Raw genomic sequence first — 26,097 nt, forward strand, 5'->3', positions numbered from 1 at the left:
GGAGGATTCCATGGCAGAACGTCAGGCCACCGTCGCCAGCAGCTCGGGGCTGCACGCCCGCCCCGCGAAACTGTTCGTGCAGGCGGTTCAGCAGACCGGCGTGCCGGTCACCATCGCGGTCGAAGGCGGCCCCGACCTCAACGCGGGCAGCATCCTCACCCTGATGGGGCTCGGCGCCACGCAGGGCACCGTCGTGACGCTGAAGGCGGAGGGCGACGGCGCCGATGAGGCGCTCGATAGCCTCGTCACCTTCCTCGAGACCGACCACGACGCCGAAGGCTGAGTCGACATATCCACGGATGCCACGCATTCCCGTCACGGGAGTGCGTGGCATCCGTCGTTCGCGCGAGGCGCGCGGCTACATCTCGACGGAGTCGCCCGGGTCGAGGGCCACGAACTCGCCGCCGTGCTGCTCGGTCGCCCACTTCAGCCGCGCGCGGTGCATGTCGAGGCCGATGCGCGACAGGGTCATGTCGTGCGTGGCGAAGGAGCGGTGGGGCTTCGCGGCGAGCACGAAGTCCATCGCGTCGCCGATCTTCAGCCACGGCGCGCCGACGGGCGCCGCGAGCAGCTGGATGTCGGCGTGCTTCGGGAGCGTGTACGAGTCGCCGGGGTAGTAGAACGAGTCGTTGACGAGCACGCCCACGTTGTCGACGACGGGGATCGACTCGTGGATGACGGCGTGCCGGCCACCGTGGAAGCTCATCGTGAAGGGGCCGGCGGTGACCGTGTCGCCCGGCTCGACGACGATGACGTCGGCTCCGGCGGCGGCGACGCCCGCGGGCGCGTAGACCGGGACATCGGGGGAGTGGCGGCGCAGGTGCGCCAGGTGCTCGGGGGTCCAATGGTCGGGATGCTCGTGGGTGAGCACGACGGCGGTCAGCCCGTGCAGGTCTTCGAGCGGCAACGTGTATCCGCCCGGATCGATGATCAGCAGACGGTCTTCGAGCTCGAGTCGCAGGCAGGCGTGTTCATGCTTCGTGATGCGCATGGCCTCAGTCAACGCCTCGCCGCCCCGACCGGCAAGCCCGCCGTGACGCGCGCCCGCTCGATTTGGCGAGGCCGTCGCCGGCATGGCATAATCGAACGGTTGCCTGATCGGCGGAAGTCATCGAGCAGCGCACGTGCGGCCCCATCGTATAGCGGCCTAGTACGCCGCCCTCTCACGGCGGTAACGCGGGTTCGAATCCCGCTGGGGTCACCACACGGCAAACGCCCGGTCCGAATCGGATCGGGCGTTTCGCGTTTCTCGCCGCGGGAGCGGTGAGCGGGACCGCCCCCGCTCCCAACGCCCGCGGGTGCCGTTCACAACGTCGGAGATCCGGTGCCCGACGACCGTTCTGGGCGTCGGGGAGGCCGCGGACGACGAAATCTCCGACGTTGTGAACCGCGAGGGTGCGGCACGGGCGCGTCCGGGAGCCGGGGATGGGGCTGGCGACGCGGTGAGAGCCGGCGGCAGGCGGCGGGCGCGAGCGGGAGCGGGTCAGAGCTCGTCGGTGGAGACGTCGGCGGGGGAGGCGGCCGCGCGGGCGGCGCGGCGGCGGCGCACGCCGCGGCGGATCGCCCAGCCGGCGACCACGACGACGGCGATCACGGCCACCCAGGGGAGCAGGAACCCCACCCCGACGATCAGGCCGCCGAGGGCGGCGACCAGTCCGTTCCACCCGGCGGCGAGCCCGTCGCCGAAGCCCGCCGGGTCGGCGGTCGCGGCCGGTGCCGGCTCGGTGAGCGTCACCGTCAGGGTCGACATGCCGACCTGCGAATCGAGCCACGTGAGCTGCTGGCGCAGCGACTCGAGCTCCGACTGACGGTCGGCGAGCGCCGACTCGGCGGCGATCAGGTCGGCCGTCGAGGTCGCCTGCGCCATGAGATCGGTGAGACGGGCGACGGATGCCTCGAGAGAGGCGACCCGTGCGCGCAGGTCGACGGCTTCGGTCGTCACGTCGCGACGATCCACCTGCGAGCCCGTCACCTCGCCGATCTCCGAGAGCCCCGCCAGAGCGGCGGGGAGCTTGTCGGCGGGCACCCGCACCGTGATCCAGGCCCCGCCCGGACGCGGATCGGTCATCACGCCGTCCGGAACCGCGCCGCCGCCGGTGCCGCTCGCATCGCTGCCGAGGCTCAACGACTCGACGTATCCGCCGGCGGAGGTCGTCGCCGCAGTGAGGGCGTCGGCCGCGGCGCGCGCGTCGTCGACCCGCACCGTCGCGCTCGCCGTCGCGACGATCTCGCGCGCCGCCGCGTCCGTGCCGCCGGCCACCGCCGCATCCGAACCGAATGCCGCCACCCCGCCGAGCGCCGAGTCGCCGGCCGACTCTCGGGAATCGGCGGCACCGCCGGGCAGCGAGAACGGCTCGGCGGCCGAGCCGCCCTCCACCGTGACCGGCTGCTGCGCGGTCGAGATCGAGCCGCCCGCGCCCATCCCGAGCTGCGGCGCGATGGCGGCGGCGAGCGCCACGAAGGCGGCAGCGGCCGTCGCACCCATCCAGATGCGGCCGCCGCGCACGGCCCGCGCGCGGCCCGGCGCGCCGCGGCGAGGTCGTCGCCGCGTGCCGCGCCGATCCGTGCGAACAGCGCCGCCTCGATCTCGTCGACTCTCTGGTCGGTGAGCTCGGGCAGTGTGATGTCGTCGGCGTTCATGTCCCCTCCGGTTCGATAGTGCTGCGCAGCTGGGTGCGGATGCGGGAGAGGCGGTTGCGGACGGCTCCGTGCGAGACGCCGAGCTGCTCGGCGGCGGCCTGATAGGCGTACCCCTCGGCGGCGCACAGGCGGAAGATCTGCTGATCCAGCGCGCTCAGCGTGCCCACCTCGGCGATGACCCGCTCGACGAGAACCGCATCGACGACCTGCTTCTTGACGTCGACCGTCGCCGGCAGCGTCTCATCGAGGCCCGCCGCGGTGTGCTCGCGGTCACGCTGCTGCCGGCGGATGCGGTTCGCGCACTGGAACCGGCAGATCGTCACGAGCCACGGCAGAAGCGACTGCCCGGCCAGCTCCAGACCGGGCTGCTTCCGCCACGCAGCGAGGAAGGTCTCCTGCGTCACGTCCTCGGCATCCACCTGCGTGCCCACGAGCGAGTGCGCGAGCCAGTACACCGGGCGCACGTGCGCGCGATACAGCGCGCGGAACGCCGCGTCGTCGCCCGCGCCCGCCGCCGCGACCAGCGCGGCGTCGGACCCTGCGGAGTGCCCCGTCGGGGGCCAGGCCGTGGTGTGGGTCATGGTCTCCTCGTTCTGCTCCCACCCTGTCAGTGTCCGGAGGGCCGAAGGCGTCTCGAATCGATATCGATCGCGGCCGGGATCCGGTCTCGGATGCCTCTGTGCACCTGTATCCTTGGGTGAGCGAGAGGGAGTATCCCGCCTCGCGTGTCCGTCAGTACGGGCTCCGTCGTCGGGGCTCCGGGCACGCGCCGCGCCGGTCCGGCACGGGGGAGAGACTTTCGGCGTTTCGTCACCCCTCCGAAAGGTCCGCATGGAGCTTCCCGTCTGGTTCGAAGTCGGCTCGTTGATCGTCCTCGTCCTCATCCTCATCGGCGACCTGCTGCTGATCCTCAAGCGGCCGCACATCCCGTCGACCAAGGAGTCGACCCTGTGGGTCGTCTTCTACGTGACGCTCGCGCTCATCTTCGCCGGGCTCATGTGGTACTTCGCCGGCGGCGAGTACGCGGGCCAGTTCATCGCCGGTTGGCTCACCGAGTACAGCCTGTCGATCGACAACCTGTTCGTGTTCGTGCTGATCATGAACCAGTTCGCGGTGCCCCGTCGCTACCAGCAGGAAGTGCTGATGGTGGGCATCATCATCGCGCTCGTGCTCCGCGGCATCTTCATCCTGCTGGGCGCCACCATCATCGAGAACTTCCTGCCGATCTTCTACGTCTTCGGCGCGTTCCTCTGCTGGACCGCCTGGCGTCAGGCGTTCCCGGGCGCCGACCACGAGGACGAGATCAAGAAGGAGCGCTTCATCGTCCGGATGCTCCGCCGCCGGGTGGACATCAGCGACCACTACGACGGGGCGAAGACCCGCACGACGGTCGCCGGACGGCGCATGTTCACGCCGATGATCATCGTGTTCGTCGCGATCGGCATGACCGATCTGCTGTTCGCGCTCGACTCGATCCCGGCGATCTTCGGCATCACGACGAACCCGTTCATCGTCTTCACCGCCAACATCTTCGCCCTCATGGGTCTGCGTCAGCTCTACTTCCTGCTCGGGGGCCTCCTCGACCGCCTCAAGTACCTGCACTACGGGATCGCGTTCATCCTCGCGTTCATCGGCGTGAAGCTGATCTTCCACGCGATGCACGAGAACGAGCTGCCCTTCATCAACGGCGGTCAGCACATCACCTGGGTGCCCGACATCTCCACCTGGATGTCTCTCGGCGTCATCATCACGTCGATGGTCGTCGCGACCGTCGCGAGCCTCATCGCCTCGTCCCGCGAGCGCCGCGCGGCCCCGGCCGGTGCCGCCGCCGCGTCGCCGGTCGAGGCGGCCGAAGAGGTCGCCGAGCACAAGGGGACGCCCCCGACCGTCGACGGTCCCTGAGTCTCCGGGGCGTCCGGCCGGGGCGGCAGGAGGGGCGTCCGGCCGGGGCACGGCCGGCACGGTGGTATCCTGACGCCGTGCGGATCGCTCGCCTTCTCCTTAGCGGCCGCGACGAGATCTCGTTCTGAGCCCTCACTCGTCGCGGAGTTCGGCGCGGGCACAACCTCACTCCTGGAGAACGAGACAGACATGAGCACACCGATTCCCGATCGCCCGCGGACCCTCGCCGAGAAGGTCTGGGACGACCATCTCGTCGTCAAGGGTGAGAACGGCGAGCCCGACCTCATCTACATCGACCTGCACCTCGTGCACGAGGTGACGAGCCCGCAGGCCTTCGACGGTCTGCGCGCCGAGGGGCGCGGTCTTCGCCGCCTCGACCTGACGATCGCGACCGAGGACCACAACACCCCGACGCTCGAGATCGACAAGCCGATCGCCGACCTGACCAGCCGCACCCAGATCGAGACGCTGCGGCGCAACGCCGAGGAGTTCGGCGTGCGTCTGCACTCCCTCGGCGACGCCGAGCAGGGGATCGTCCACGTCGTCGGCCCGCAGCTCGGCCTCACCATGCCGGGGATCACGGTCGTCTGCGGCGACTCGCACACCTCGACCCACGGCGCGTTCGGCGCGATGGCCTTCGGCATCGGCACCAGCGAGGTCGAGCACGTCATGGCGACGCAGACGCTGCCGCTGAAGCCGTTCAAGACCATGGCCATCACGGTCGAGGGGGAGCTGCGCCCCGGCGTCACCGCGAAGGACATCATCCTCGCGATCATCGCGAAGATCGGCGCGAACGGCGGGCAGGGCTACGTGCTCGAGTTCCGCGGCAGCGCCATCCGCTCCCTCTCGATGGAGGGCCGGATGACGATGTGCAACATGTCGATCGAAGCGGGCGCCCGGGCCGGGATGATCGCGCCCGACGAGACGACCTTCGCCTATGTGAAGGGCCGTCCGCACGCGCCGACCGGGCAGGACTGGGACGACGCGGTCGCGTACTGGCGGACCCTGCCGTCGGACGAGGGCGCCGTCTACGACGCCGAGGTCTACCTCGACGCCGCCGAGCTCGAACCCTTCGTCACCTGGGGCACCAACCCCGGTCAGGGCTTGTCGCTGTCGGACGTCGTGCCCGACCCGGCATCCTTCGACGACCCCAACGAGCGCGCCGCCGCCGAGCGGGCGCTCGAGTACATGGATCTGTCCGCGGGCACGCCCCTGAAGGACGTGACGGTGGATGCCGTGTTCATGGGCTCCTGCACGAACAGCCGCATCGAAGACCTCCGCGCCTTCGCGTCGGTCATCGAGGGCCGCCAGAAGGCCGAGCACGTGCGCGTCATGGTCGTGCCGGGCTCCGCGCGGGTGCGGCTGGAGGCCGAGGCCGAGGGGCTCGACAAGGTGTTCACCGACTTCGGCGCCGAGTGGCGCTTCGCCGGCTGCTCGATGTGTCTCGGCATGAACCCCGACCAGCTCGCCCCGGGCGAGCGCTGCGCGTCGACGAGCAACCGCAACTTCGAGGGACGGCAGGGCAAGGGCGGTCGCACGCACCTCGTCTCGCCGCTCGTGGCGGCCGCGACCGCCGTGCTGGGCCGGCTCGCCAGCCCCTCCGATCTCGTCGCCGAGACCGCGGAGACCGCCGCGGCGGAGAAGGTCGAGGCCTGATCATGGAGAAGTTCACGACGCACACCGGTGTCGCCGCCCCGCTCACCCGCTCCGCGGTCGACACCGACCAGATCATCCCCGCCGTCTACCTCAAGCGCGTCACCAAGACGGGCTTCGACGACGCGCTGTTCGCCAACTGGCGGCAGGACCCCGAGTTCGTGCTCAACCAGCCCGCGTACGCCGGGGCATCCATCCTCGTCGCCGGTCCCGACTTCGGCACCGGGTCGAGCCGGGAACACGCCGTGTGGGCCCTGCGCGACTACGGCTTCCAGGTCGTGCTGAGCCCCAAGTTCGCCGACATCTTCCGCGGCAACGCGGGCAAGCAAGGCCTGGTCACCGGGGTGATCTCGGAGTCCGACGGCGAGGCGATCTGGGCGGCGCTCGCGGCCCAGCCCGGCGCGCAGATGACGGTGGATCTCGAGACCAGGACCGCACAGCTGGGAGAGCTCCGAGTCTCCTTCGATCTCGACGATTACACTAGGTGGCGGCTCCTCGAGGGGCTCGATGACATCGGGCTCACCCTGCGCAACGAAGAGAAGATCGCGCAGTTCGAGGCGCGCCGAGAGGCGTGGCGGCCGCGGACGCTCCCCGTCCGCTAGCCCGAGCCCGGCGCCCCGCACCCGGGGAGAGCAGGCCCGCCCTCGAATCACAAGTGAGGTCCGATCGAATGAACACCCTCCTCAGCGCCTCCGCCGCGTCACAGCCCGGCGGCGACGGAACAGACCGCACGGGCCAGGTGCTCGCGATCCGGGGAGGACGGCCTCTCGTCGGCCGCGTCGAGGTGAAGGGCGCGAAGAACCTCGCCACCAAGGCGATGGTGGCAGCCCTCCTCGGTGAGACCGAGAGCGTGCTGCGCGACGTGCCCGACATCAGCGACGTGAAGGTCGTGCGCTCGCTGCTCGAGGTGCACGGCGTCACGATCGAGGACGACGGCGAGGGAGTGCTCCGGCTCGACCCGAGCGGGGCGGTCTCGGCGCACATGGAGGAGATCGACGCCCACGCCGGTGCGTCCCGCATCCCGATCCTCTTCTGCGGTCCGCTCCTGCACCTGCTCGGCCAGGCGTTCATCCCCGATCTCGGCGGCTGCCGCATCGGCGACCGCCCGATCGACTTCCACCTCGACGCGCTGCGCGCGTTCGGGGCGACCGTCGAGAAGCTGCCCAGCGGCATCCGACTCTCCGCGCCGAAGGAAGGCCTCCACGGCGCCGACATCGAGCTGCCCTACCCGAGCGTCGGGGCGACCGAACAGGTGCTGCTGACCGCCGTGCGGGCGCGCGGCACCACCGAGCTGCGGGGCGCGGCCATCGAGCCGGAGATCATGGACCTGATCGCGGTGCTGCAGAAGATGGGCGCGATCATCTCCTACGAGCCCAACCGGGTGATCTTCATCGAGGGCGTCGACTCGCTGCGCGGCTACGACCACCGGTGCATCTTCGACCGCAACGAGGCCGCCTCGTGGGCGTGCGCCGCCCTTGCCACCGACGGCGACATCTTCGTCGGGGGAGCGAAGCAGCCCGAGATGCTCACGTTCCTGAACGTGTTCCGCAAGGCCGGCGGCGATTTCGACATCGAGGAGGATGGCATCCGCTTCCGCCGCGGTGGCGACGTCAAGCCCGTCGTCGTCGAGACCGACGTGCACCCGGGGTTCATGACCGACTGGCAGCAGCCGCTGATCGTCGCCCTGACCCAGGCCCACGGCACCTCGACGGTGCACGAGACGGTGTACGAGAACCGGCTCGGGTTCACGCAGGCCCTCAACAAGATGGGCGCCGACATCGTCGTGCACCCGGAGGGCATCGCGAGCCCCGACCGCCGCGTCGCCCGTCGCGCCCTCGAGCAGGCCGCCGTCGTCAACGGTCCGACGCCGCTCCACGGTGCGGACGTCGTCGTGCCCGACCTCCGCGGCGGGTACAGCTACGTCATCGCCGCGCTCGCGGCCGAGGGGGAGTCGACCGTCCGCAACGTCGAGATCATCCGCCGCGGCTACGAGAAGTTCCTCGACAAGCTGACGGCCCTCGGCGCCGACTTCGACGTGCTGGAGTGAGCGGAGTGTCGCAGCATCCGCGTCGACGCGCCTCGGCCGAGAAGACGCGCCCGAGCGTGTTCTGGCCCGCCGCGGCGATCGTCGTCCCCCTCACCGGACTGATCGCGAAGATCGAGATCACGGGCGCCGAGAACCTCCCCCTGGAGGGGCCGTACGTCCTCGCCCCGAACCACTACAGCGAGTTCGACCCGGTGATCATCGCCGTCGCGACGTGGCGGATGGGCCGCGCACCGCGGTTCATGGCGAAGGAGAGCCTCTTCCGCGTGCCGGTGCTCGGCTCGCTGCTGCGTGCGACGGGCATGATCCCGGTCGCCCGCTCGTCGTCGGCCTCGGCGGCGAAGCAGACGATCGCCCAGGCCGAAGAGCTCGCCGAGCACGGCCGCGGCGTGATCGTCTACCCCGAGGGGTCGCTCACCCGCGAGCCCGACCTCTGGCCCATGCGCGGCAAGACCGGCGCCGTGCGCCTCGCGATCGAGGGGAACATCCCTGTCATCCCGATGGCGACGTGGGGCGTGCAGAAGATCCTGCCACGGTACGGAAAGCTCAGCCTGTGGCCCCCGCGCAAGCGCGTGCAGGTGAGCGTCGGCCCGGCGGTCGACCTGGATGCCTACCGCTCGCGCGGCGTCGGAAACGCGAACCTGGTCGCGGCCACCGACGTCGTGATGGCCGACATCGCGGGGCTGCTGAGTGCGCTCCGCGGCGAGCCGGCACCCGCCGAGCGTTGGAACCCGGCCGTGCACGGCCAGAACGAGACGGGGCGTCTTGACTCCGAGAAGTGACGGCCGTCGCGGCGAGGCAGGGCTGCCCCGCATCGCGGTGATCGGTTCGGGAAGCTGGGGCACGACCTTCGGCAAGGTGCTCGCCGACGGCGGTGCACACGTCGTGATGTGGGCGCGCCGCGCCGAGGTCGCCCAGGAGATCCAGGAGGGTCATCGCAACAGCGAATACCTCCCCGGCGTCAACCTGCCGCGCACGATGTCGGCGACCGCACACCTCTCCGAGGCGCTCGACGGCGCCTCCCAGGTGTACCTCGCCATCTCGAGCCAGGCCCTCCGACAGAACCTCAAGGCCGTCCGCCCGCTCGTGGCGCGCACGGAGGCGCCGATCGTCTCGCTCATGAAGGGCGTCGAGAAGCGCACGGGCCTGCGGATGAGCCAGGTCATCGAGCAGGAGCTGCACTGCGACCCGGCGCGGATCGCCGTGGCATCCGGCCCCAACCTCGCCCTCGAGATCGCGCGCGAGCAGCCGACCGCCGCCGTCATCTCCTCGACGAGTCGCGAGACGGCCGAGGCGGTCGCCCGCCGCGCGCGCAACACCTACTTCCGCACGTTCGTGAACACCGACGTCATCGGCACCGAGTTCGGCGGGGTGCTGAAGAACCTCATCGCCGTCGCCATCGGCATCGTCGACGGGGTCGGCTACGGCGAGAACACGAAGGCGTCGATCATCACCCGCGGCCTCGTCGAGATGACCGACTTCGCCGTCGCCTACGGCGCGCAGCCCGAGACCCTGCAGGGGCTCGCCGGGCTCGGCGACCTCATCGCGACCTGCCAGTCGCCGCTGTCGCGCAACAACACCGCGGGGCGCCTGCTCGGCCAGGGCTACAGCTTCCAAGACGTCGTGAAGCAGATGAACCAGACGGCCGAAGGCCTGGCATCCGTGGCCCCCGTGCTGGAGCTTGCCCGCGAGGCCGGCGTGCAGATGCCGATCGTCGAGCAGGTGAAGATGGTGCTCGACGGCACCATGAACCCGCGCGACATCGCCCCGCACCTGACGACCGACGACGACAAGCCCACCGGGGAGAGGACCCAGCATGGACAGAACGGTGGTGGCGGTGCTCTTCGGCGGTCGCTCCAGCGAGCATTCGATCAGCTCCGCAACGGCCGGGGGCGTGCTGCGGGCGATTGACCGGAGCCGTTTCGACGTCCTGCCGATCGGGATCACCCGCGACGGCGCGTTCGTGCTCGAAGACGACGACCCCGACAAGTTCGCGCTGCGTCCCGAGCATCTGCCCGAGGTCGTCGACAACGGCACCCGCATCATCTGGCCCGATTCGGTGCTCTCCCGCGAGGTGAAGGTGGCGGATGCCACGGGCATCCGCTCGCTCGGCGACGTCGACGTCGTCTTCCCGATCCTGCACGGCCGGTTCGGCGAGGACGGGACGGTCCAGGGCTTCCTGGAGCTGCTCGATCTGCCCTACGTCGGGGCGGGGCTGCTGATGTCGGCCATCGGCATGGACAAGCACACCACCAAGCAGGTGCTGAAGGCCGCGGGCGTGCCGGTCGTGCCCTGGGCGACCCTCACGCGCGCGGAGCTCGACCGGGACCGCGAGCTGTGGGAGCGGCGCGTCCGCTCGCTCGGGCTGCCGGTGTTCGTCAAGCCCGCTCGGGCCGGGTCGAGCGTCGGGGTGTCGAAGGTCTCGGAGTGGTCGGAGCTGGCTGCGGCGCTCGAGACCGCGTTCGCCGAAGACCGCACCGTGCTCGTCGAGCAGGCGGTGACCGGCCGCGAGATCGAGTGCGGCGTGCTGCAGGGGCGCGACGGCGCCCCGCCGCGGGTGAGCGTGGCCGGTGAGATCGTCATCTCTGGCCGCGAGTTCTACGACTTCGACGCGAAGTATCTCGACGCTCCCGGCATCGACCTCGTCTGCCCGGCGGACCTGCACCCGGGCGAGCTCGCCGAGATGCAGCGGATCGCCGCGCGCGCGTTCGAGGCCGTCGGCGGCGAGGGACTCTCGCGCGTGGACTTCTTCTACACAGGCACCGAGTTCTTCGTGAACGAGGTGAACACGATGCCCGGCTTCACGCCGATCTCGATGTTCCCGACCTGCTGGATCGCGTCGGGAATGACCTACCCCGACCTGATCAGCGAGCTCGTCGACCTCGCCCGCGAGCGCTGAGGTCGCCCCGACCCGCGGCAGCGGGCGTGGCGGGGGCGGTTCAGCCCTCCGGGCGCTCGGTGCAGGCCGCGGCCGTCACGGGCAGCTGCTGCACCGCGGTGCCGAGCGTGTCGAGCACCGTGCGGGCGCTGACCTCGTCGTAGTCGAGGTACACCTCGACGGCCGGCGTGCGGCCGTACGTCGTGAAGCGGTAGTTGGGCGCCTCGGCGTCGTCGATCAGCCAGTCGACGCCGCCCGCCGTCTGGCAGGGGAGCGTCGAGGGCGCCGGCGGCTCGAGGCCGCAGGTGAGCAGCACCGTCGTGCGGCCGTCGTCGCTCTGCCAGGCACCGGTGGCCTGGGCATCCGTCCAGCGGCGCTGCTGCCCGTCGACCGCGTCGGGCAGGCGCACGGTGACCGCGGCGCAGGCCGGGTCGTTCGCCCCCTTGGCCGGGGTCATCGAGACGGTGCCGGAGCAGCCGGTGAGGGTCACCGCGGCCGCGGCCACCAGAAGGACGGCGGACAGGCGCGGGCGGAACACCCCTCCAGGCTACCGTGGAGGCATGACCGATCCGCGCGCCCAGACCGTCGGCGACCTCGGCGAGCGGGCCCTGCTCGCGCGCATCTTCGCCGCGCTCTCGGGGAGCTCCCGCGCCCTCGTCGGGCCCGGTGACGACGCCGCCGTGCTCGCCGCGCCCGACGGGCGGGTGGTCGTCTCGACCGACACGCTCGTGCACGGGCCCGACTTCCGACTGGCGTGGTCGAACGGGCTCGACCTGGGCTGGAAGGCGGCGGCGGTGAATCTCGCTGACATCGCGGCGATGGGCGCGCGGCCGACGGCGCTCGTCGTGGCGCTCGCGCTCCCCGACGAGACGCAGGCCGCGTTCGTCGACGACCTCGCGCGGGGGCTGCGGGCCGCGTGCGACGCGCTCGCCCCCGGCTGCGCCGTCGAGGGCGGCGACCTCACGGCCTCCGACACCCTCACGATCGCGATCACCGTGCTGGGCGTGCTCGACGGCGCCGACCCGGTGCTGCGCTCGGGCGCGCGGGCGGGCGACACCGTCGCCGTCGCGGGCACGCTCGGCGCCGCGGCACGCGGACTCGCGCTGCTGTTCGACCGGTTTCGGAGCGCCGACGGCACCCCGATCCCGGTCGACGAGGCGGCGCTCACCGCCGCCGAGCGCAACGACCTGCGCGCACAGCTGCGACCCGCGCCGCCGATCGCCCAGGGCCCCGCGGCGGCCGGCGGGGGAGCGACGGCGATGATGGATGTCTCGGACGGTCTGCTGCTCGACGCGCGCCGCATGGCCGAGGCATCCGAGGTGCGGATCGACCTCGATCCGGCGCTCGACGAGCATGCCCTCCGCGGCGGCGAGGATCACGCGCTGCTCGCGTGCTTCCCGCCCGGCATCGCGCTGCCCGCGGGGTTCCGCCCGATCGGGCGCGTGCTCGCGCGCGCGGCCGACGCGCCCGACCGCGACGGGTTCGTCACGGTCGGCGGCGCGCCGGTGACCGGCCGCGGCGGCTGGGACCCGCACCGCGACTGGGACGCCGTACGCGGCTGATCCCGCTCAGACGGGGCGCACCCACCACAGCGTCGTGTCGCCGTACTTCTTCGCACGATCGTGCGCGAGCGTCGCCGGCAGCGTCGGCGCGCCGGAGCGCGTCGCGCGTTCGATCACGACGACGGCGTCGGGGCTCAGACGCTCCGCGAGGAGCGTCAGCGTCTCCGTGAGGCCGGCGTCGTCGAGGTCGTACGGCGGGTCGACGAACACGAGGTCGAAGCGCGCCGACGCCGACGTCAGATAGGCATCCACCGCCGCGCGGTGCACGCGGATCGTCGCCTCCGGCACGGCGCGGCCGACGGTGCGGGCGTTGCGTTCGGCGACGGATGCCGCGCGGGGCGCCTTCTCGACGAGGTCGGCGGAGACCGCGCCGCGGCTCACCGCTTCGAGCCCCAGGGCACCCGAACCCGCGTAGAGGTCGAGGGCGCGCGCTCCGTCGATGAGATCGGATGCCTCGAGTGCGCCGAACAGCGACTCGCGCACACGGTCGCTCGTCGGGCGGGTGCCCGCGTCGGGCACCGCGAGGGCGAGAGAGCCGGCGGCGCCGGCGATGATGCGCGTCACCAGCACACCCTACCGAGAGGTCACGACGCGACGAGCTCGTTCTGCAGCCGCGGCTCGGTGCGGCGCTCGGGGCGCAGGCCCGCCTTGTCGGCGTAGAAGGCGCGGATGCGGTCCATGTCGCCGGCGACGTCGCCGGTGAGGTCGATCGTGGGGCCGAGCCCGGTCGTCATCGTCGTGCGGTCAACGTAGCCGAGTGTGACGGGCATGCCGGTCGCGCGCGCGATGCGGTAGAAGCCGCTCTTCCAGTACTCGTTGCCGCCCCGGGTGCCGTCGGGCGTGACGACGAGGCCGAACACCTCGCCCGCGTGCACCCGCTCGACGACCTCGTCGACGACCCGGGCGGCGTCGTCGCGCTGCACCGGGATGCCGCCGAGGGCGCGCATGATCGGTCCGCGCCAGCCCGCGAACAGGCTCGCCTTGCCGAGCCAGCGGACGGGGATGCCGAGGCGCCAGGCGATCGCGAGCATGAGCACGAAGTCCCAGTTGGAGGTGTGCGGGGCGCCGATCAGCACCGACGGCCGCGTCGGTGCGGGCTCGGAGCGGAGCGTCCAGCGACTGAACGTCCAGTACAGGCGGGCGAGGATGCGAGGCAGCATGCGGCCACTGTACGGGGGAGCATATGCCGCGGCGCGCACGAGCGCGGGCGAGCGTCGCGACCGACGGAGCGGGCGGGGCGGCGTCGACGGGCGAGGGTGCGGGTGCCGTCGGCTGTCGGGGCCGCTCTCTAGACTCGGAGCATGCCCTCGCTCACGCTCGACACGAGTCTCGTCGACGCGCTCGGGGCGAAGACGGCGGGCCTTTTCCACCGGGCGTTCGCGATCGAGACGGTCGGCGATCTGCTGTCGCACTACCCCCGTCGCTACGCGCGGCGGGGCGAGCTGACTCCGATCGCGTCGCTGCCGCTCGGCGAGCAGGTGACGATCGTGGCGGAGGTGCGCTCGGTGTCGGTGCGCCAGATGAAGCAGCGTCGCGGCAACATCGTCGAGGTCGTCATCAGCGACGGCGCCGGCGCGCTGACGCTGACGTTCTTCAACCAGAAGTACCGGGCCGAGCAGCTGCAGGTCGGGATGCAGGGGATCTTCTCCGGCAAGGTCGGACAGTTCAAGGGGCATCAGCAGCTCGCCCATCCCGACTACCAGCTGTTCGATGACACGGATGCCGCGCGGCTCACCGCCCAGGAGCGCCAGCACACGCCGATCCCGATCTACCCCGCCTCGAGCACCGTGGCGAGCTGGCAGATCCAGAAGGCGGTGAAGGACGTCCTCGACCGGCTCGCGCCGATCGCCGACCCGCTGCCCGAGGGCTTCCGAAGGGCCCACGCGCTCATGGACGCGGATTCCGCGCTCCGCGGCATCCACACGCCCTACGACCTCGAAGACGTCGAGCCCGCGCGCGAGACGCTGCGCATGCAGGAGGCGTTCGTCCTGCAGACGGCTCTGCTCCAGCAGCGGCAGTTCGTCCGCGCGATGTCGGCGACCGCGCGGCCCGCCGGCGACCTGCTGGCGCGCTTCGACGCCCGGCTGCCGTTCGAGCGCACCGACGACCAGCGCGCGGTCGGCGACGTGATCGCGCACGATCTCGAGGGCGACTGGCCGATGAACCGGCTCGTGCAGGGCGAGGTCGGCTCGGGCAAGACCCTCGTCGCCCTTCGCGCGATGCTGCAGGTCGCGCAGTCGGGCGGGCAGTCGGCGCTCATCGCGCCCACCGAGGTGCTCGCGGCCCAGCACGTGCGCTCCATCGCGCGGATGCTCGGACCCGAGCTCGCCCCCGAGCTCATGCCGACCCTCCTCACCGGGCAGCTGCCGGCTGCGGAGCGCCGGAAGGCGGCCCTCCGCGCGGCGTCGGGGCAGGCCCGCATCGTCGTCGGCACGCATGCGCTGCTGAGCGCGTCGACGACCTTCGCCGACCTCGGGCTCGTCGTCATCGACGAGCAGCACCGGTTCGGCGTCGAGCAGCGCGAGACGCTCCGGGCGAAGGGCACCGCCCCGCACGTGCTCGTCCTCACCGCGACGCCGATCCCGCGCACCGTCGCGATGACCGTGTTCGGCGACCTCGACGTGTCGACGATCCGCACCCTGCCGTCCGGACGTGCCGGCATCTCGACCTTCGTCGCGCCCCTTGCCGAGAAGCCCGGCTGGTTCGGCCGGGTGTGGGAGCGCATCACCGAAGAGGTCGCCGCGGGGCGTCAGGCCTTCGTCGTGTGCGCCGCGATCGACGCCGAGGCGACCGCGAAGGGCGGCGACAAGGATGCCCCGGACGAGGCGCCCGTGCTCGAGGGGGAGCAGCCGCGCACGCGCTGGGGCGTCGTGCAGGTGCGCGAGCTGCTCGCCGCCATGCCCGCCTACGCGGGACTTCGCGTCGAGACCCTGCACGGCAAGATGCCGGGGGAGCAGAAGGATGCCGTCATGCAGGCGTTCGCCCGCGGCGAGATCGACGTGCTCGTCGCGACGACCGTCGTCGAGGTCGGTGTCGACGTGCCCAACGCGTCGACGATGGTGATCCTCGAGGCCGACCGGTTCGGCGTCTCGCAGCTGCACCAGCTCCGCGGTCGCGTCGGCCGCGGCGCGGTGCCCGGGCTCTGCCTGCTCGTCACCGAGGCGCCGGCCGGCACCCCCGCACGCTCGCGCGTCGACGCGGTCGCCGCGACCACCGACGGCTTCGCCCTCGCCGAGGTCGACGTCGAGCTGCGCGGCGAGGGCGACGTGCTCGGCGAGGCGCAGTCGGGGGCCAGGTCATCCCTCCGCCTCCTCCGCGTCGTCGCCGACGCCGATCTCATCGCCGTTGCGCGCGACGGCGCCGAGCGGCTGATCGAGTCCGATCCCGCGCTCCTCGACCACCCGGGCCTCGCCGATGCGCTCACCCGGCGCCTCGGGCAGCAGGAGCGCGCCGCGCTCGCGAAGAACTGACCCGCCGGCGGCTGCCGAGCCCGGGCATACCGGGGCGACGCGGGCGCGGGGCAGCGTGGGCCGACCGATAGGCTGGATGCCATGAACAACCGCATCGCGGTCGTCCCGGGTTCGTTCGACCCGCCGACGCTGGGGCACCTCGACGTCATCCGCCGCGCGGCGGCGCTCTACGACGAGCTGCACGTGCTCGTCGTGCACAACCCCGGCAAAGAGGCGATGCTGCCGATCGCGCAGCGCCTGAGCCTGCTCGAGCAGTCCATCGCCGAGGAGCAGATCGACGGCAACGTCATCGTCGCCTCGTGGAGCATGGGCCTGCTCGTCGACTATGCCGAGGACGTGGATGCCGGGGTGCTCGTCAAAGGCATCCGTTCGCAGGTCGACGTCGCCTACGAGACGCCGATGGCGATCGTCAACCGCCACCTCGCCGCGATCGAGACCGTGTTCCTCCTGCCCGACCCGGCGCACGCGCTCGTGTCGAGCTCGCTCGTGCGGCAGGTCGCGGCGCTCGGCGGCGACGTGTCGCCGTTCGTGCCGGGGGCCGTCGCGCGCTTCCTCGACACCGGGTCGCGCGGGCGCTGACGGCCCGCGCCCAGCCGGCGGCGGCTACCATTGCCGGGTGGCAAGAAAGCATGTGAACGGTCCGTTCTCCTTCCCGGTGCGAGACATCCTGCACCGCTCGGGGGAGATGCGCGAGCTCGAGATCGACACGCCCGCTCCGGAGAAGTGGGGCGAGGGTCTCGTGTCGGTCGCCGAGGGCGAGTCGGTCGAGGCGAGCGTCCGACTCGAAGCGGTGCACGAAGGCATCCTGGTCACCGCCGACGTCGCCACACGCTACACCGGCGTGTGCGGACGGTGCCTCACCGACGTCGCCGAGCCGGTCGAAGTCGAGATTCAGGAGCTCTTCGGGTATTCTGGAGATGAAGCGGCTGACTTCGAAGTTCAAGACGACCACGTGGATCTTGAAACTCTGGTCAGGGATTCGATCGTCCTGTCGCTTCCGTTCCAGCCGGTGTGCCAGCCGGACTGCCCCGGCCTTGATCCGGCCACGGGCGAGAAGCTGGTTCCAGGCGCCGAGCCGGAAGCCCCGATCGATGAGCGTTGGAATGCGCTGGCCGCGCTGAAGGCCGACACCCCAGACCCAGACGACGAGGCCGCGCGCCCCGCCGCCTCACACACAGAGAAGAGCTAGTCATGGCAGGTAACCCCCCGAAGCGGAAGGTCTCCCGCTCGAACACCCGCTCGCGCCGCGCGCAGTGGAAGGCCGAGCCGGTCGCCCTCGTCAAGACCGTCGAGAACGGCAAGGTCGTCTACAGCCGGCCGCACCAGGCGAAGGTCGTCACCGACTCGCAGGGCACCGAGCTGTTCCTCGAGTACAAGGGCCGCAAGGTCGCCGACATCTGATCGACGCGGCCGTGACGGACGCGAAGATCGCACGCGGCGCTCTCCCTGAGACGCTGCGCCTCACCGACAAGCTCGGGGTCGACATCGACCCCGAGCTTCTGTCGCTCGCCCTGACGCACCGCTCGTTCGCGTACGAGAACGGCGGCGCGCCGCACAACGAGCGCCTCGAGTTCCTCGGCGACTCGGTCCTCGGCCAGGCGGTCACGGTGCACCTGTTCACGACGCACCCCGACCTCGACGAGGGCTCGCTCGCCAAGCGCCGCGCGAGCGTCGTCTCCACGGTCGCGCTCGCCGAGGTCGCCCGCACGATCGGGCTCGGCGAGCACATCCGACTCGGTCGCGGCGAAGACCAGACCGGCGGACGCGACAAGGACTCGATCCTCGCCGACACGACCGAGGCCGTGATCGGTGCCGCCTACCTCTCCGCCGGTACCGAGGCGGCGACTGCGCTCGTGCTGCGCCTCGTGGCGCCGCTCCTCGACGACCCCGAGCGCTACGGCGCCGCGATGGACCCGAAGACGAGCCTGCAGGAGCTCGCCGCGCGCCTCGGCCAGCCGGTGCCGGTCTACACGGTCGAGGCCGAGGGCCCCGACCACCATCGTCAGTTCACCGCGACCGTGGCGGTCGGCGACGTCGCGCGCCAGGGCGTCGGGTCGAGCAAGAAGCAGGCCGAGATGGCCGCGGCGCTCACGCTTTGGCACGCGCTCTCCGAGCGCGCCTGACCCCGATGCCGGAGCTTCCCGAGGTCGAGGTCGTCCGCGCGGGTCTCGCACCCGCCGTCGTGGGCGCCCGGATCGCGCAGGTCACCGTCGCCGACGAGCGGGCGCTGACCCGTCACGCCGGCGATGCCGCCTCGTTCGAGGAGGCGCTGCGCGGGCGCGCGATCACCGCGGCCGCGCGGCGCGGCAAGTTTCTCTGGCTGCCGCTCGAAGTCACGTCGAATGACGGACACGGCGACCTCGGTGAAGCCATCGTCGGACACCTGGGCATGAGCGGTCAGCTGCTGCTGCGCGCCCCGGGCGCGGCCACCGAACGTCATGAGCGGGTGCGCATCGACATCGAGCATCCCGTGCACGGCGAGCTCGCACTCGTCTTCGCCGATCAGCGCACGTTCGGGTCGCTCGCGATCGACCACCTGGTGCCGTCCCCCGACTCCGCACCCGGCGGATGGGGCACGGATGCCCCAGCGACGCCCTCCCAGGTCGCGCACATCGCCCGCGACCCGCTCGACGACGCGTTCTCCGATGCGCGGTTCTCCCGCACCGCGCGGGCCAAGGGGTCGGCCGTCAAGCGCGTGCTCCTCGACCAGACCGTCGTGAGCGGCATCGGCAACATCTATGCCGACGAGGCGCTCTGGGCGGCGCGGATCCATCCCGAGACACCGGCATCCGATCTGTCGGCGCGCGCCGTGTCGCGGCTGCTCGCGGAGGTCCGCGCCGTGCTGCTGAAGGCGCTGGCCGAGGGCGGCACGAGCTTCGACGCGCAGTACGTCAACGTCAACGGCCAGGCGGGTTACTTCGCGCACTCCCTGAATGCGTACGGCGGCGGCGGGCAGCCGTGCCCGCGATGCGGCCGTCCGATCGTGCGCGAGCAGTTCATGAACCGCTCGAGTCACTTCTGCCCGCACTGCCAGCGGCTGTCGCGCTGACCGTGCGGACCGTGGTCAGTCGAGCGTCCGCTGCCACGCGCCGCCGATCGCGATCGGCGTGAACCCGAGCGCCTCGTTGACGTCGAGCATCGGCCGGTTCTCCTCGGCGTTGAAGGTCGAGATGAACGGCGACGTCGGCACGGTCTCGCGCCAGTGCAGGATGTTCGCGCACTTGACGATCGTGCCCAGGCGCCGGCCGCGGTGCTCGCGGACGACGAGCGTGCCCCACTGGTGGGTCGGCCTCGTGCGGTCGCTGCCGATCGCCAGCTCGTTGTAGGCGACGACGGTGCCGGTCGGCTCGTGGACGACCGCCGCCACCGACACGAGCATCCCCGCGGCGGCGAGCCGCGCCTCGCGCCGGCGCACCGTCGAGCGGCACACCGCCGAACCCGGTCGGCGACGGCAGCATCGGCAGACCGGTGTCCGTCGCGTGCGTCGCGTACGTCTGGAGCGTGGTGCGGCCGAGCAGGCGGGCGGCCTCCTCGAGCGCGGCGAGCAGCGCCGTCTCGATGCCGGTGCCGCGGGATTCGGGAGCGACGCCGAGCTCGAACTCTAGCTCGGTCGCGGCGGCCGCCTGCGGTCCCTCATAGATGAGTGCCCCGACCACGACCTCATCGCGCCGCGCGACGAGGCCGCCGTGCAACGTGTCGGTCTGATCCTGCCAGCCGGGGAGCGTCTCGGCGGCGTCCCTTCGCAGGTGGTCGCTGCCGATGTCGAACGCGACGCTGCGGTTGAGCACCTCCGCGGCCGCGACGAAGTCACGGGCGTCGGGGCCGTCGATCGTGCGCGGCACGGCGATCGGGGTGAGGGTGAGCGTGTCGATCATTCCAGAACCTTCTTCCAGGCGCCGTTGTAGGCGACGGGCACGAAGCCGATCGCCTCGTTGATGTCGAGCATCGGCCGGTTCTCCTCGGCGTTGTAGGTGATCACCTTGGGGGAGCGCGGCGCGATGCCGCGGCGCCAGACGGTGAGCCCGGCGCACTTGACGAGCTGGCCGAGCTTGTGACCGCGGTGCTCGCGCAGCACGAGCGTGTCTTCCTGGTGGCTCGCCGCCGCCGGGTCGTGGCCGATCACCAGTTCGTTGAAGGCGACGAGCTCGCCGGTGGCGACGTGCTGCGCTGCGGTGACGAGCATCGTGCGCCCGCCGTCGAGGGTCTTGCGGTCGTGCCGGGCGACCCGCTCGGCATCCCACACCTCCTCGTCGAACTCGAGGGCGCCCGCGGGCGTGTCGGTCGACATGCGCGACTTCATCCAGGCGTACGCGGCGACGTGCTCCGCGGGTGTCGGCAGCTGCCACTGCACGACGCGGTAGCCCGTCGCCTTCGCCTCGGCGGCGGCGAGGAGGCGCGCGACGTCTGGGGCGGATGCCTCCAGATCCAGCGCGCTCTCGCGCTCGATCTGCTCGAGGGTGTAGCCGTTTCGCAGGTAGAACCGCGCGGCCCGGTCTTCGGGGATCGAGCCGAACCCCGTCGGGGGTTCGAGGCGCGAGCCCGGGGCATCCGGATGCTGCGTCCACGACTGCAGCACCGTGCGGCCGTGTTCGCGCGCCTTCTCCTCGATCAGGCGGTAACCGGCCGTGCCGATGCCGCGGCCCTGGTGTGCGCGGAGCAGTTCGATCAGCCAGAACGCGGCGCGGGAGCCCTCCTCGAGGGGAAGGTCGACGCTGACGCGACCGACGATCTCGCCGTCCACGACGGCGACCCACACGTACCGGATCTCCTCCGGGCTCGGCTGGTAGTGCGGCAGCAGCTCTTCGGGAGTGAGGGCGTCGTCATCGGTGCCGGCGATCTCGCGGTACACCTCGTTGCGCACCCGCGTGAACTCGCGGAACTCGTCGGCGTCCGAGGCATCCATCGATGCCGGAATGGTCAGGGGGCGGAACTCGACGTCCGTCGGTTCGGTCATGAGTGTTTCCTTTGGGTGTGGTCGAAGGAGATCCCGCAGCGGGATGCCGGAGGCCGGCACCCCGCGTGCGGAATCAGAGGAAGGGACGCAGCTGCAGCAGTCGCTGCCAGGACTGCTCGCGCTGCAGGCGGTCGCGCTGGGCGAGCCGCAGGCGGCGCTGGTCGTAATCGGAGAGGTCGAAACTCGACGTCGAGGTGCGCATGAGGATGCTCTTTCACGGGAAGGTGCGAGACGGGACGCCTCGCGGGCGGTGTGGCTTCGCGACGGAGGTCTCGGACGGAGACCTCGCGATGCGGGGATGCCGGGCTGCGGCGGACGTGCGCGCAGAGCGCACGGAAGGGCGGCTGCGGACGGTGCGCGCCGAAGCGTCATGCCCTGAAAAGGGCAGAGCTCGCGGGCGAACCGTTAGCAGGCGGCCGCGCGGAAAGCGTCGAAGGAGACGGCCCCTGCGAACGCGGAGAGAGGAGCGAACGCTCGTGCTTCGACTGCTTCGGTGACGGTGGTGATCATCATCATGTCAGGGACCTCCTTTCTCTACTTCTGACGCGATCTGTGACACTAGCGCCGAATCGCGGCGCGCGTCAAGGGGAGAGTGCGGCGCGTCCGCTAGCGTGGAGGCGAACCCCGCCCGTGGAGGACACCCGAATGCACTTGAAGAGCCTGACGATGAAGGGCTTCAAGTCGTTCGCGCAGCCGACGACGTTCGCGCTCGAACCCGGCGTCACGTGCATCGTCGGGCCCAACGGCTCGGGCAAGTCGAACGTCGTCGACGCGCTCGCCTGGGTCATGGGGGAGCAGGGGGCGAAGACCCTCCGCGGCGGCAAGATGGAGGATGTCATCTTCGCCGGCACCTCGACGCGCGGACCGCTCGGCCGGGCCGAGGTGCAGCTGACGATCGACAACGCCGACGGCGCGCTGCCGATCGAGTACAGCGAGGTCACGATCAGTCGGACGCTCTTCCGCAACGGCACGAGCGAGTACGCGATCAACGGCGAGAGCTGTCGTCTGCTCGACGTGCAGGAGCTGCTCAGCGACTCGGGTCTCGGCCGTGAGATGCACGTCATCGTCGGTCAGGGGCGCCTGGACAGCGTGCTGCAGGCGAGCCCCGAAGACCGCCGGGGCTTCATCGAAGAGGCCGCGGGAATCCTCAAGCACCGCCGGCGCAAGGAGAAGACCCTTCGCAAGCTCGAAGCGATGCAGGCGAACCTCACCCGGCTGAGCGACCTCGCCGGCGAGCTGCGCCGGCAGCTCAAACCCCTCGGCAAGCAGGCCGAGATCGCCCGCGAGGCCGCCACCATCGCGGCCGTCGTCCGCGACGCGAAGGCGCGCCTCTACGCCGACGAGCTCGTGAGCCTGCGCACCCAGCTCGCCGACCACGCCCGCAGCGAGCAGGAGCGCCACGCCGAGCGGCTCGTGCTGCAGGATGAGGCCGATCAGCTGAAGACCCGGATCGACGCGCTCGAGCACGAGCAGCGCTCCGAGGCCGTTGACGGCGCCCGCGGGGTCGCGTTCGCGCTGGAGCGCGTGCAGGAGCGCCTGCGGAGCCTGTACTCGCTCGCCGGACAGCGCCTCGCCCTGATCGAGGACGACGGCACGCTCGCCCTCGAGGTTGCGACGGTGAGTCAAGCGGTCATCGACGAGGCGCGCGCCGAGATCGACGAGATCGCGGCGGGGCTGGGCGACGCGCAGGATGCCGCGGCCACCGCGGGTCGTGACGTCATCCGCGCCCGAGCGGAGCTCGATGCCCTCGACGCCGACATCGCCGCGCAGAGCGCACTCGTGTCGGAGCACGACATGCGCCTCGCGGGCCTGCGCGGCACCGCCGAGGCCGCGACCTCGCGCCTCGACGCCGTCCACGCCGGCGTCGAGCGTCAGCAGCGCGCCCTCGACGCCGCCCTCGCCCGCCGCGCCGAAGCCGAAGAGGCGCTCGCCGCCGTCGATCCCGATCTCGTGCCCGAGGCATCCTCGGCCGAGCATGCCGCCGCGTACGAGCGCGCGCAGCGCGACGCCGCCGACGCCGAGACCCAGGTGAGCACGATGAGGGAGCGGCTGCACGGCGCCGAGCGCGAGATCGAGTCGCTCACGGCGCAGGCCGCGGCGCTCGGGCGGGCGCTCGATGTCCGCAACGCCGCGGCCACGCTCATCGCCCGCGGCGGCGAAGGCATCCGCGGGCTCGTCGGCGATGCGGTGAAGGTGCGCGCCGGATACGAGGGCGCCGTCGCGGCGGCCCTCGGCGCGCTCGCGGAGGGGGTGCTCGTCGATGATCTCGACGCCGCCCTCGCCCTCGCCCGGGCCGCGCGCGACGACGACCTCGGCGCCGTCGACATCGCGATCGCCGAGCCCGGGGCGCACGCTGCCGGCGCGCGGCTGGACGTGCCCGGCGCGGTCGTCGCGAGCGACCTCGTCACGGCGCCGGAGGGGATCGCTGCCGTCCTCGCCGACGTACTCGTCGTCGACGACCTCGACGCTCTTCCCGCCGTGCGAGCCGCCCTTCTCGCCGCGGGCCGAGACGCGACGATCGTCACCCGCGGAGGCGAGAAGGCGACGGTGTCCACCGTGCGCGCGGGCTCGGGCGGCGGACGTTCGCGTCTGGAGCTGTCCGCGGAGCGCGACGCGGCGACCGAGCGTCTCGCCGAGATCCGCGTGGTCGCCGATTCGCTGCGCGAGGCCCTCGCCGACGCGCAGCGCGGCTGGGAGGAGGGGCGTCGCCTCACCCGGGAGTCGCTGCAGCGGCTGCGCGAGCACGACGCGGCCCTCGCCGCGCACGCCGAGCAGGTCAACCGGGCGACCGTCCGCCACGAGGCGGCCGTCGCCGAGTGCGAGCGACTCGAGGCGGGGCTCCGGCAGGCGCAGGCGGCGGTGACGGATGCCGAGAAGGCGGCCCGGACCGCCGGCGAGGCGTTGCACGCCGCGCAGGAGGCGCCGCGTCCGATCCTCGACGCGTCGGCGCGCGACGGACTGCTCGCAGATCTCGAGACCACCCGCGACGCCGAGATGCGCGCGCGGCTCGACGTCGAGACGCTCAAGGAACGCGTGCGTGCCGGAGAGGCGCGCGTCGATCAGCTCGTGCGCCAGCGCGAACGCGAGCGCGCCGCCGCCGCCGAGGCGGCCCGCCGCGCGGTGATCCGCCGGGCACAGCGCGAGATCGCCGCCGACGTCGCCGCGAGCCTGCCGCCGCTGCTCGACTCGGTCGACCGGTCCGTGACCGAGGCGCGCGTCGCGCTGCAGCTGGCCGAGCAGGCCCGCACCGCGGTGACGGCGGAGCTCGGCGAGCTGCGCACGCGCGAGGCGACGGTGCGCGAGCGGCTCTCGCGCCTCACCGAGAGCGTGCACGGACTCGAGCTGCAGATGCACGAGAAGCGCCTGCACGTCACGAGTCTGCTCGAACGCGTGGCATCCGAACTGAGCCTCGACGAGAATATTCTCGTAGCGGAATACGGCCCGGATCGACCCGTGCCAGCCGATGACGCAGGCGACGAGGGCGCCGAACAGGACGGCACCTCCGACGACTCCGACGTCGGCGACGACGCCCCGCCGCGGCCGTTCGACCGCGCGGCCGCGCAGCGCCGCCTGCACGACGCGGAACGCAAGCTCGCCCAGCTCGGCCGGGTGAACCCGCTCGCGCTCGAGGAGTACGCGGCGCTCGAGCAGCGGCACGCCTTCCTCACCGAGCAGCTCGCCGACCTCGTGCAGACCCGGACCGACCTCGAGACGATCATCGGCGAGCTCGACGAGCGGATGGAGGTGATCTTCCTCGCCGCCTTCGAAGACACCAGGACCGCGTTCGGCGAAGTGTTCCCGGTCCTCTTCCCCGGCGGGTCGGGATCCATCTCGCTCACCGACCCGGAGCACCCGCTCACGACCGGCATCGAGGTCTCGGTGCGCCCGGTCGGCAAGAAGATCGAGCGCCTGTCGCTCCTCTCCGGCGGGGAGCGCTCGCTCGCGGCGGTGGCTCTCCTCACCGCGATCTTCAAGGCGCGGCCCAGCCCGTTCTACATCCTCGACGAGGTCGAGGCCGCCCTCGACGATGCGAACCTCGGCCGCCTCCTCGGCGTGTTCGAGCAGCTGCGGGCATCCAGTCAGCTCATCGTCATCACGCACCAGAAGCGCACCATGGAGATCGCCGACGCGCTCTACGGCGTCTCCATGCGGCAGGACGGCGTGTCCGCCGTCGTCGGGCAGCGCGTGCGCGAGCGCGCCGCCGTCTGACCCGTTCTCCACAGGTCTCGCCGCGCGCGGGCGGTGACGTCGGCGGGGCGGATAGCGTGGAGGGATGCCTCAGCCCTCGCATCCCTCGCGATCGCGCGCGTTCGCGCTTTCCGCGCTCCTTCTCCCCGCGGCGCTCGTGCTCGGCGGGTGCGCGTTCACGGACCCCGGGGAGCGAACCACCGCGCCGCTCACCGCGGATGCCGGGGCGCCGGAGGCGAGCGCGTCCGCCGACCCGGGCGACGGGCTCGAGACGCCCGAAGACCTCACCTTCGAGGCCGGCGCCGTGCTCGGCACACGCCTGCGCGCGCAGTGGGGCGATAGCCTCGTCGCCGACGCGGACTACACGCTGACCACGCCCGACGACGGCAACGGCAACTGGGCGTACACGCAGAACAGCACGCAGTGCGAGGTGCGCTTCTGGCAGGGCGACGTCTCGTCGATCGGCTCCGGCGAGGGCGACCGCGCCCTCTCCGACGCCGTGCTCGCGACCTGGCTGAAGGTCAGCCCCGACGAGGTCACCGCCGCCGCGCAAGACGACATGGTCGGCTACGTGCCCGGAACCTCCGGGTCGACGCAGGTGCGGGTCGTCGCCGGGAGCACCCAGTCCGGCGGCTCGTGGGTCGCCGCCGCGCGGGGGCTGACCTCCTTCCACGGCGGGTTCGTCGTGCACGTGACGTGTCCGGAGGGACAGAGCGCCCAGTCGCTGTACTCGACGCTCCGCGACGACAAGCTCACCCTCGTCGTCGGCCCGGGGCTCTGACCCCCGAGCCGCGGACCAGACGCCC

The 26,097-nt window shown here is 71.8% G+C and carries 27 protein-coding genes, 1 tRNA gene and 1 pseudogene; 19 read left to right on the top strand and 10 right to left on the bottom strand.

The window, feature by feature from the left end:
* Positions 1–10 precede the first annotated feature (10 nt).
* A complete protein-coding gene (locus FHX68_RS01370) occupies positions 11–283 on the top strand; it encodes an HPr family phosphocarrier protein (protein ID WP_141380532.1) in 273 nt (90 codons plus the stop codon).
* A gap of 75 nt (positions 284–358) precedes the next feature.
* Here FHX68_RS01370 and FHX68_RS01375 read toward each other — a convergent pair whose 3' ends face one another.
* Positions 359–991, bottom strand: coding sequence for an MBL fold metallo-hydrolase (locus tag FHX68_RS01375; RefSeq protein ID WP_141380531.1), 633 nt, complete (start codon positions 989–991; stop codon positions 359–361).
* A gap of 137 nt (positions 992–1,128) precedes the next feature.
* Here FHX68_RS01375 and FHX68_RS01380 point away from each other — a divergent pair.
* Positions 1,129–1,204, top strand: a tRNA-Glu gene (locus tag FHX68_RS01380).
* 279 nt (positions 1,205–1,483) lie between these two features.
* Here FHX68_RS01380 and FHX68_RS01385 read toward each other — a convergent pair.
* Both FHX68_RS01385 and FHX68_RS01390 read right to left on the bottom strand, forming a co-directional pair.
* Positions 1,484–2,485, bottom strand: a complete 1,002-nt coding sequence (locus FHX68_RS01385; RefSeq protein ID WP_229661419.1) for a DUF4349 domain-containing protein — start codon at positions 2,483–2,485, stop codon at positions 1,484–1,486.
* A gap of 151 nt (positions 2,486–2,636) precedes the next feature.
* Entirely contained in the window at positions 2,637–3,221 is a 585-nt protein-coding gene (locus FHX68_RS01390; protein ID WP_141380530.1) for an RNA polymerase sigma factor, read from the bottom strand.
* Positions 3,222–3,471: 250 nt separating this feature from the next.
* Between FHX68_RS01390 and FHX68_RS01395 the strand changes: the two genes are divergently transcribed.
* From FHX68_RS01395 to FHX68_RS01425, 7 genes are all read left to right on the top strand, one after another.
* Positions 3,472–4,542: a TerC family protein gene (locus FHX68_RS01395; protein ID WP_141380529.1), complete on the top strand. Its 1,071-nt coding sequence runs from the start codon at positions 3,472–3,474 to the stop codon at positions 4,540–4,542.
* A 189-nt stretch (positions 4,543–4,731) separates the two neighbouring features.
* The gene (gene leuC / locus FHX68_RS01400; RefSeq protein WP_141380528.1) at positions 4,732–6,198 is read left to right on the top strand and encodes a 3-isopropylmalate dehydratase large subunit; all 1,467 of its coding nucleotides are present in this window, start codon (positions 4,732–4,734) and stop codon (positions 6,196–6,198) included.
* A gap of 2 nt (positions 6,199–6,200) precedes the next feature.
* Positions 6,201–6,797 (top strand): 3-isopropylmalate dehydratase small subunit, encoded by a 597-nt coding sequence (leuD, locus tag FHX68_RS01405; protein WP_141380527.1) that lies wholly within the window; start codon positions 6,201–6,203, stop codon positions 6,795–6,797.
* A gap of 68 nt (positions 6,798–6,865) precedes the next feature.
* Positions 6,866–8,242: a UDP-N-acetylglucosamine 1-carboxyvinyltransferase gene (gene murA / locus FHX68_RS01410; RefSeq protein WP_141380526.1), complete on the top strand. Its 1,377-nt coding sequence runs from the start codon at positions 6,866–6,868 to the stop codon at positions 8,240–8,242.
* Between the two features lie 5 nt (positions 8,243–8,247).
* The gene (locus FHX68_RS01415; protein WP_425325854.1) at positions 8,248–9,021 is read left to right on the top strand and encodes a lysophospholipid acyltransferase family protein; all 774 of its coding nucleotides are present in this window, start codon (positions 8,248–8,250) and stop codon (positions 9,019–9,021) included.
* Positions 9,005–10,150 (top strand): NAD(P)H-dependent glycerol-3-phosphate dehydrogenase, encoded by a 1,146-nt coding sequence (locus tag FHX68_RS01420; protein ID WP_141380524.1) that lies wholly within the window; start codon positions 9,005–9,007, stop codon positions 10,148–10,150. Before FHX68_RS01415 ends, FHX68_RS01420 begins: the two co-directional genes overlap by 17 nt.
* Complete coding sequence (locus tag FHX68_RS01425) at positions 10,056–11,138, top strand: D-alanine--D-alanine ligase family protein (RefSeq protein ID WP_141380523.1); 1,083 nt, start codon at positions 10,056–10,058, stop codon at positions 11,136–11,138. Before FHX68_RS01420 ends, FHX68_RS01425 begins: the two co-directional genes overlap by 95 nt.
* A 40-nt stretch (positions 11,139–11,178) precedes the next feature.
* Here the strand turns inward: FHX68_RS01425 and FHX68_RS01430 are convergent, their stop codons facing one another.
* Positions 11,179–11,655: a DUF3515 family protein gene (locus tag FHX68_RS01430; protein ID WP_141380522.1), complete on the bottom strand. Its 477-nt coding sequence runs from the start codon at positions 11,653–11,655 to the stop codon at positions 11,179–11,181.
* Between the two features lie 22 nt (positions 11,656–11,677).
* Here FHX68_RS01430 and thiL point away from each other — a divergent pair, with 22 nt between their 5' ends.
* Complete coding sequence (thiL, locus tag FHX68_RS01435; protein WP_141380521.1) at positions 11,678–12,679, top strand: thiamine-phosphate kinase; 1,002 nt, start codon at positions 11,678–11,680, stop codon at positions 12,677–12,679.
* A gap of 6 nt (positions 12,680–12,685) precedes the next feature.
* On the opposite strand, the gene rsmD is transcribed toward thiL, so the two are convergent.
* Positions 12,686–13,243: a 16S rRNA (guanine(966)-N(2))-methyltransferase RsmD gene (rsmD, locus tag FHX68_RS01440; RefSeq protein ID WP_174799127.1), complete on the bottom strand. Its 558-nt coding sequence runs from the start codon at positions 13,241–13,243 to the stop codon at positions 12,686–12,688.
* 20 nt (positions 13,244–13,263) lie between these two features.
* Complete coding sequence (locus FHX68_RS01445) at positions 13,264–13,839, bottom strand: 1-acyl-sn-glycerol-3-phosphate acyltransferase (protein ID WP_141380519.1); 576 nt, start codon at positions 13,837–13,839, stop codon at positions 13,264–13,266.
* A gap of 141 nt (positions 13,840–13,980) precedes the next feature.
* Between FHX68_RS01445 and FHX68_RS01450 the strand changes: the two genes are divergently transcribed.
* The 6 genes from FHX68_RS01450 to mutM all read left to right on the top strand — a co-directional run bounded on the left by FHX68_RS01450 (position 13,981) and on the right by mutM (position 19,198).
* The gene (locus FHX68_RS01450) at positions 13,981–16,149 is read left to right on the top strand and encodes an ATP-dependent DNA helicase RecG (protein WP_141380518.1); all 2,169 of its coding nucleotides are present in this window, start codon (positions 13,981–13,983) and stop codon (positions 16,147–16,149) included.
* A gap of 81 nt (positions 16,150–16,230) precedes the next feature.
* Positions 16,231–16,728, top strand: a complete 498-nt coding sequence (gene coaD, locus FHX68_RS01455) for a pantetheine-phosphate adenylyltransferase (protein ID WP_141380517.1) — start codon at positions 16,231–16,233, stop codon at positions 16,726–16,728.
* A gap of 106 nt (positions 16,729–16,834) precedes the next feature.
* Positions 16,835–17,338, top strand: a complete 504-nt coding sequence (locus tag FHX68_RS01460) for a YceD family protein (protein ID WP_174799125.1) — start codon at positions 16,835–16,837, stop codon at positions 17,336–17,338.
* Positions 17,339–17,340: 2 nt separating this feature from the next.
* Complete coding sequence (rpmF, locus tag FHX68_RS01465) at positions 17,341–17,550, top strand: 50S ribosomal protein L32 (RefSeq protein ID WP_141380516.1); 210 nt, start codon at positions 17,341–17,343, stop codon at positions 17,548–17,550.
* Positions 17,551–17,561: 11 nt separating this feature from the next.
* Positions 17,562–18,272, top strand: coding sequence for a ribonuclease III (rnc, locus tag FHX68_RS01470; RefSeq protein WP_373288675.1), 711 nt, complete (start codon positions 17,562–17,564; stop codon positions 18,270–18,272).
* A 5-nt stretch (positions 18,273–18,277) separates the two neighbouring features.
* On the top strand, positions 18,278–19,198 hold the full coding sequence (gene mutM, locus FHX68_RS01475) for a bifunctional DNA-formamidopyrimidine glycosylase/DNA-(apurinic or apyrimidinic site) lyase (protein WP_141380515.1): 921 nt from the start codon (positions 18,278–18,280) through the stop codon (positions 19,196–19,198).
* Positions 19,199–19,213: 15 nt separating this feature from the next.
* Here mutM and FHX68_RS15645 read toward each other — a convergent pair whose 3' ends face one another.
* Positions 19,214–19,516 carry a hypothetical protein gene (locus tag FHX68_RS15645; protein ID WP_229661420.1) on the bottom strand — a complete coding sequence of 101 codons (303 nt, stop codon included), beginning with the start codon at positions 19,514–19,516 and terminating at the stop codon, positions 19,214–19,216.
* On the opposite strand from FHX68_RS15645, the gene FHX68_RS15650 reads away from it, so the two are divergent.
* On the top strand, positions 19,485–19,754 hold the full coding sequence (locus tag FHX68_RS15650; protein ID WP_229661421.1) for a hypothetical protein: 270 nt from the start codon (positions 19,485–19,487) through the stop codon (positions 19,752–19,754). The genes FHX68_RS15645 and FHX68_RS15650 overlap by 32 nt on opposite strands.
* On the opposite strand, the pseudogene FHX68_RS16230 reads toward FHX68_RS15650, so the two are convergent.
* The 3 genes and pseudogenes from FHX68_RS16230 to FHX68_RS16080 form a co-directional block, all read right to left on the bottom strand.
* A pseudogene (locus FHX68_RS16230) lies at positions 19,707–20,024 on the bottom strand (GNAT family N-acetyltransferase); the annotation flags it as partial. The gene FHX68_RS15650 and the pseudogene FHX68_RS16230 sit on opposite strands and share 48 nt — an antisense overlap.
* A complete protein-coding gene (locus tag FHX68_RS01485) occupies positions 20,021–21,103 on the bottom strand; it encodes a GNAT family N-acetyltransferase (protein ID WP_141380514.1) in 1,083 nt (360 codons plus the stop codon). The gene FHX68_RS01485 and the pseudogene FHX68_RS16230, both read right to left, overlap by 4 nt.
* 73 nt (positions 21,104–21,176) lie before the next feature.
* Positions 21,177–21,305, bottom strand: coding sequence for a hypothetical protein (locus FHX68_RS16080; protein ID WP_255314023.1), 129 nt, complete (start codon positions 21,303–21,305; stop codon positions 21,177–21,179).
* 443 nt (positions 21,306–21,748) lie between these two features.
* Between FHX68_RS16080 and smc the strand changes: the two genes are divergently transcribed.
* The gene (smc, locus tag FHX68_RS01490) at positions 21,749–25,312 is read left to right on the top strand and encodes a chromosome segregation protein SMC (RefSeq protein WP_141380513.1); all 3,564 of its coding nucleotides are present in this window, start codon (positions 21,749–21,751) and stop codon (positions 25,310–25,312) included.
* A 64-nt stretch (positions 25,313–25,376) separates the two neighbouring features.
* Positions 25,377–26,072, top strand: coding sequence for a hypothetical protein (locus tag FHX68_RS01495; RefSeq protein ID WP_141380512.1), 696 nt, complete (start codon positions 25,377–25,379; stop codon positions 26,070–26,072).
* Positions 26,073–26,097: the final 25 nt, after the last annotated feature.

Source organism: Microbacterium lacticum (genome assembly GCF_006716815.1).
Taxonomy (GTDB): Bacteria; Actinomycetota; Actinomycetes; order Actinomycetales; family Microbacteriaceae; genus Microbacterium; species Microbacterium lacticum.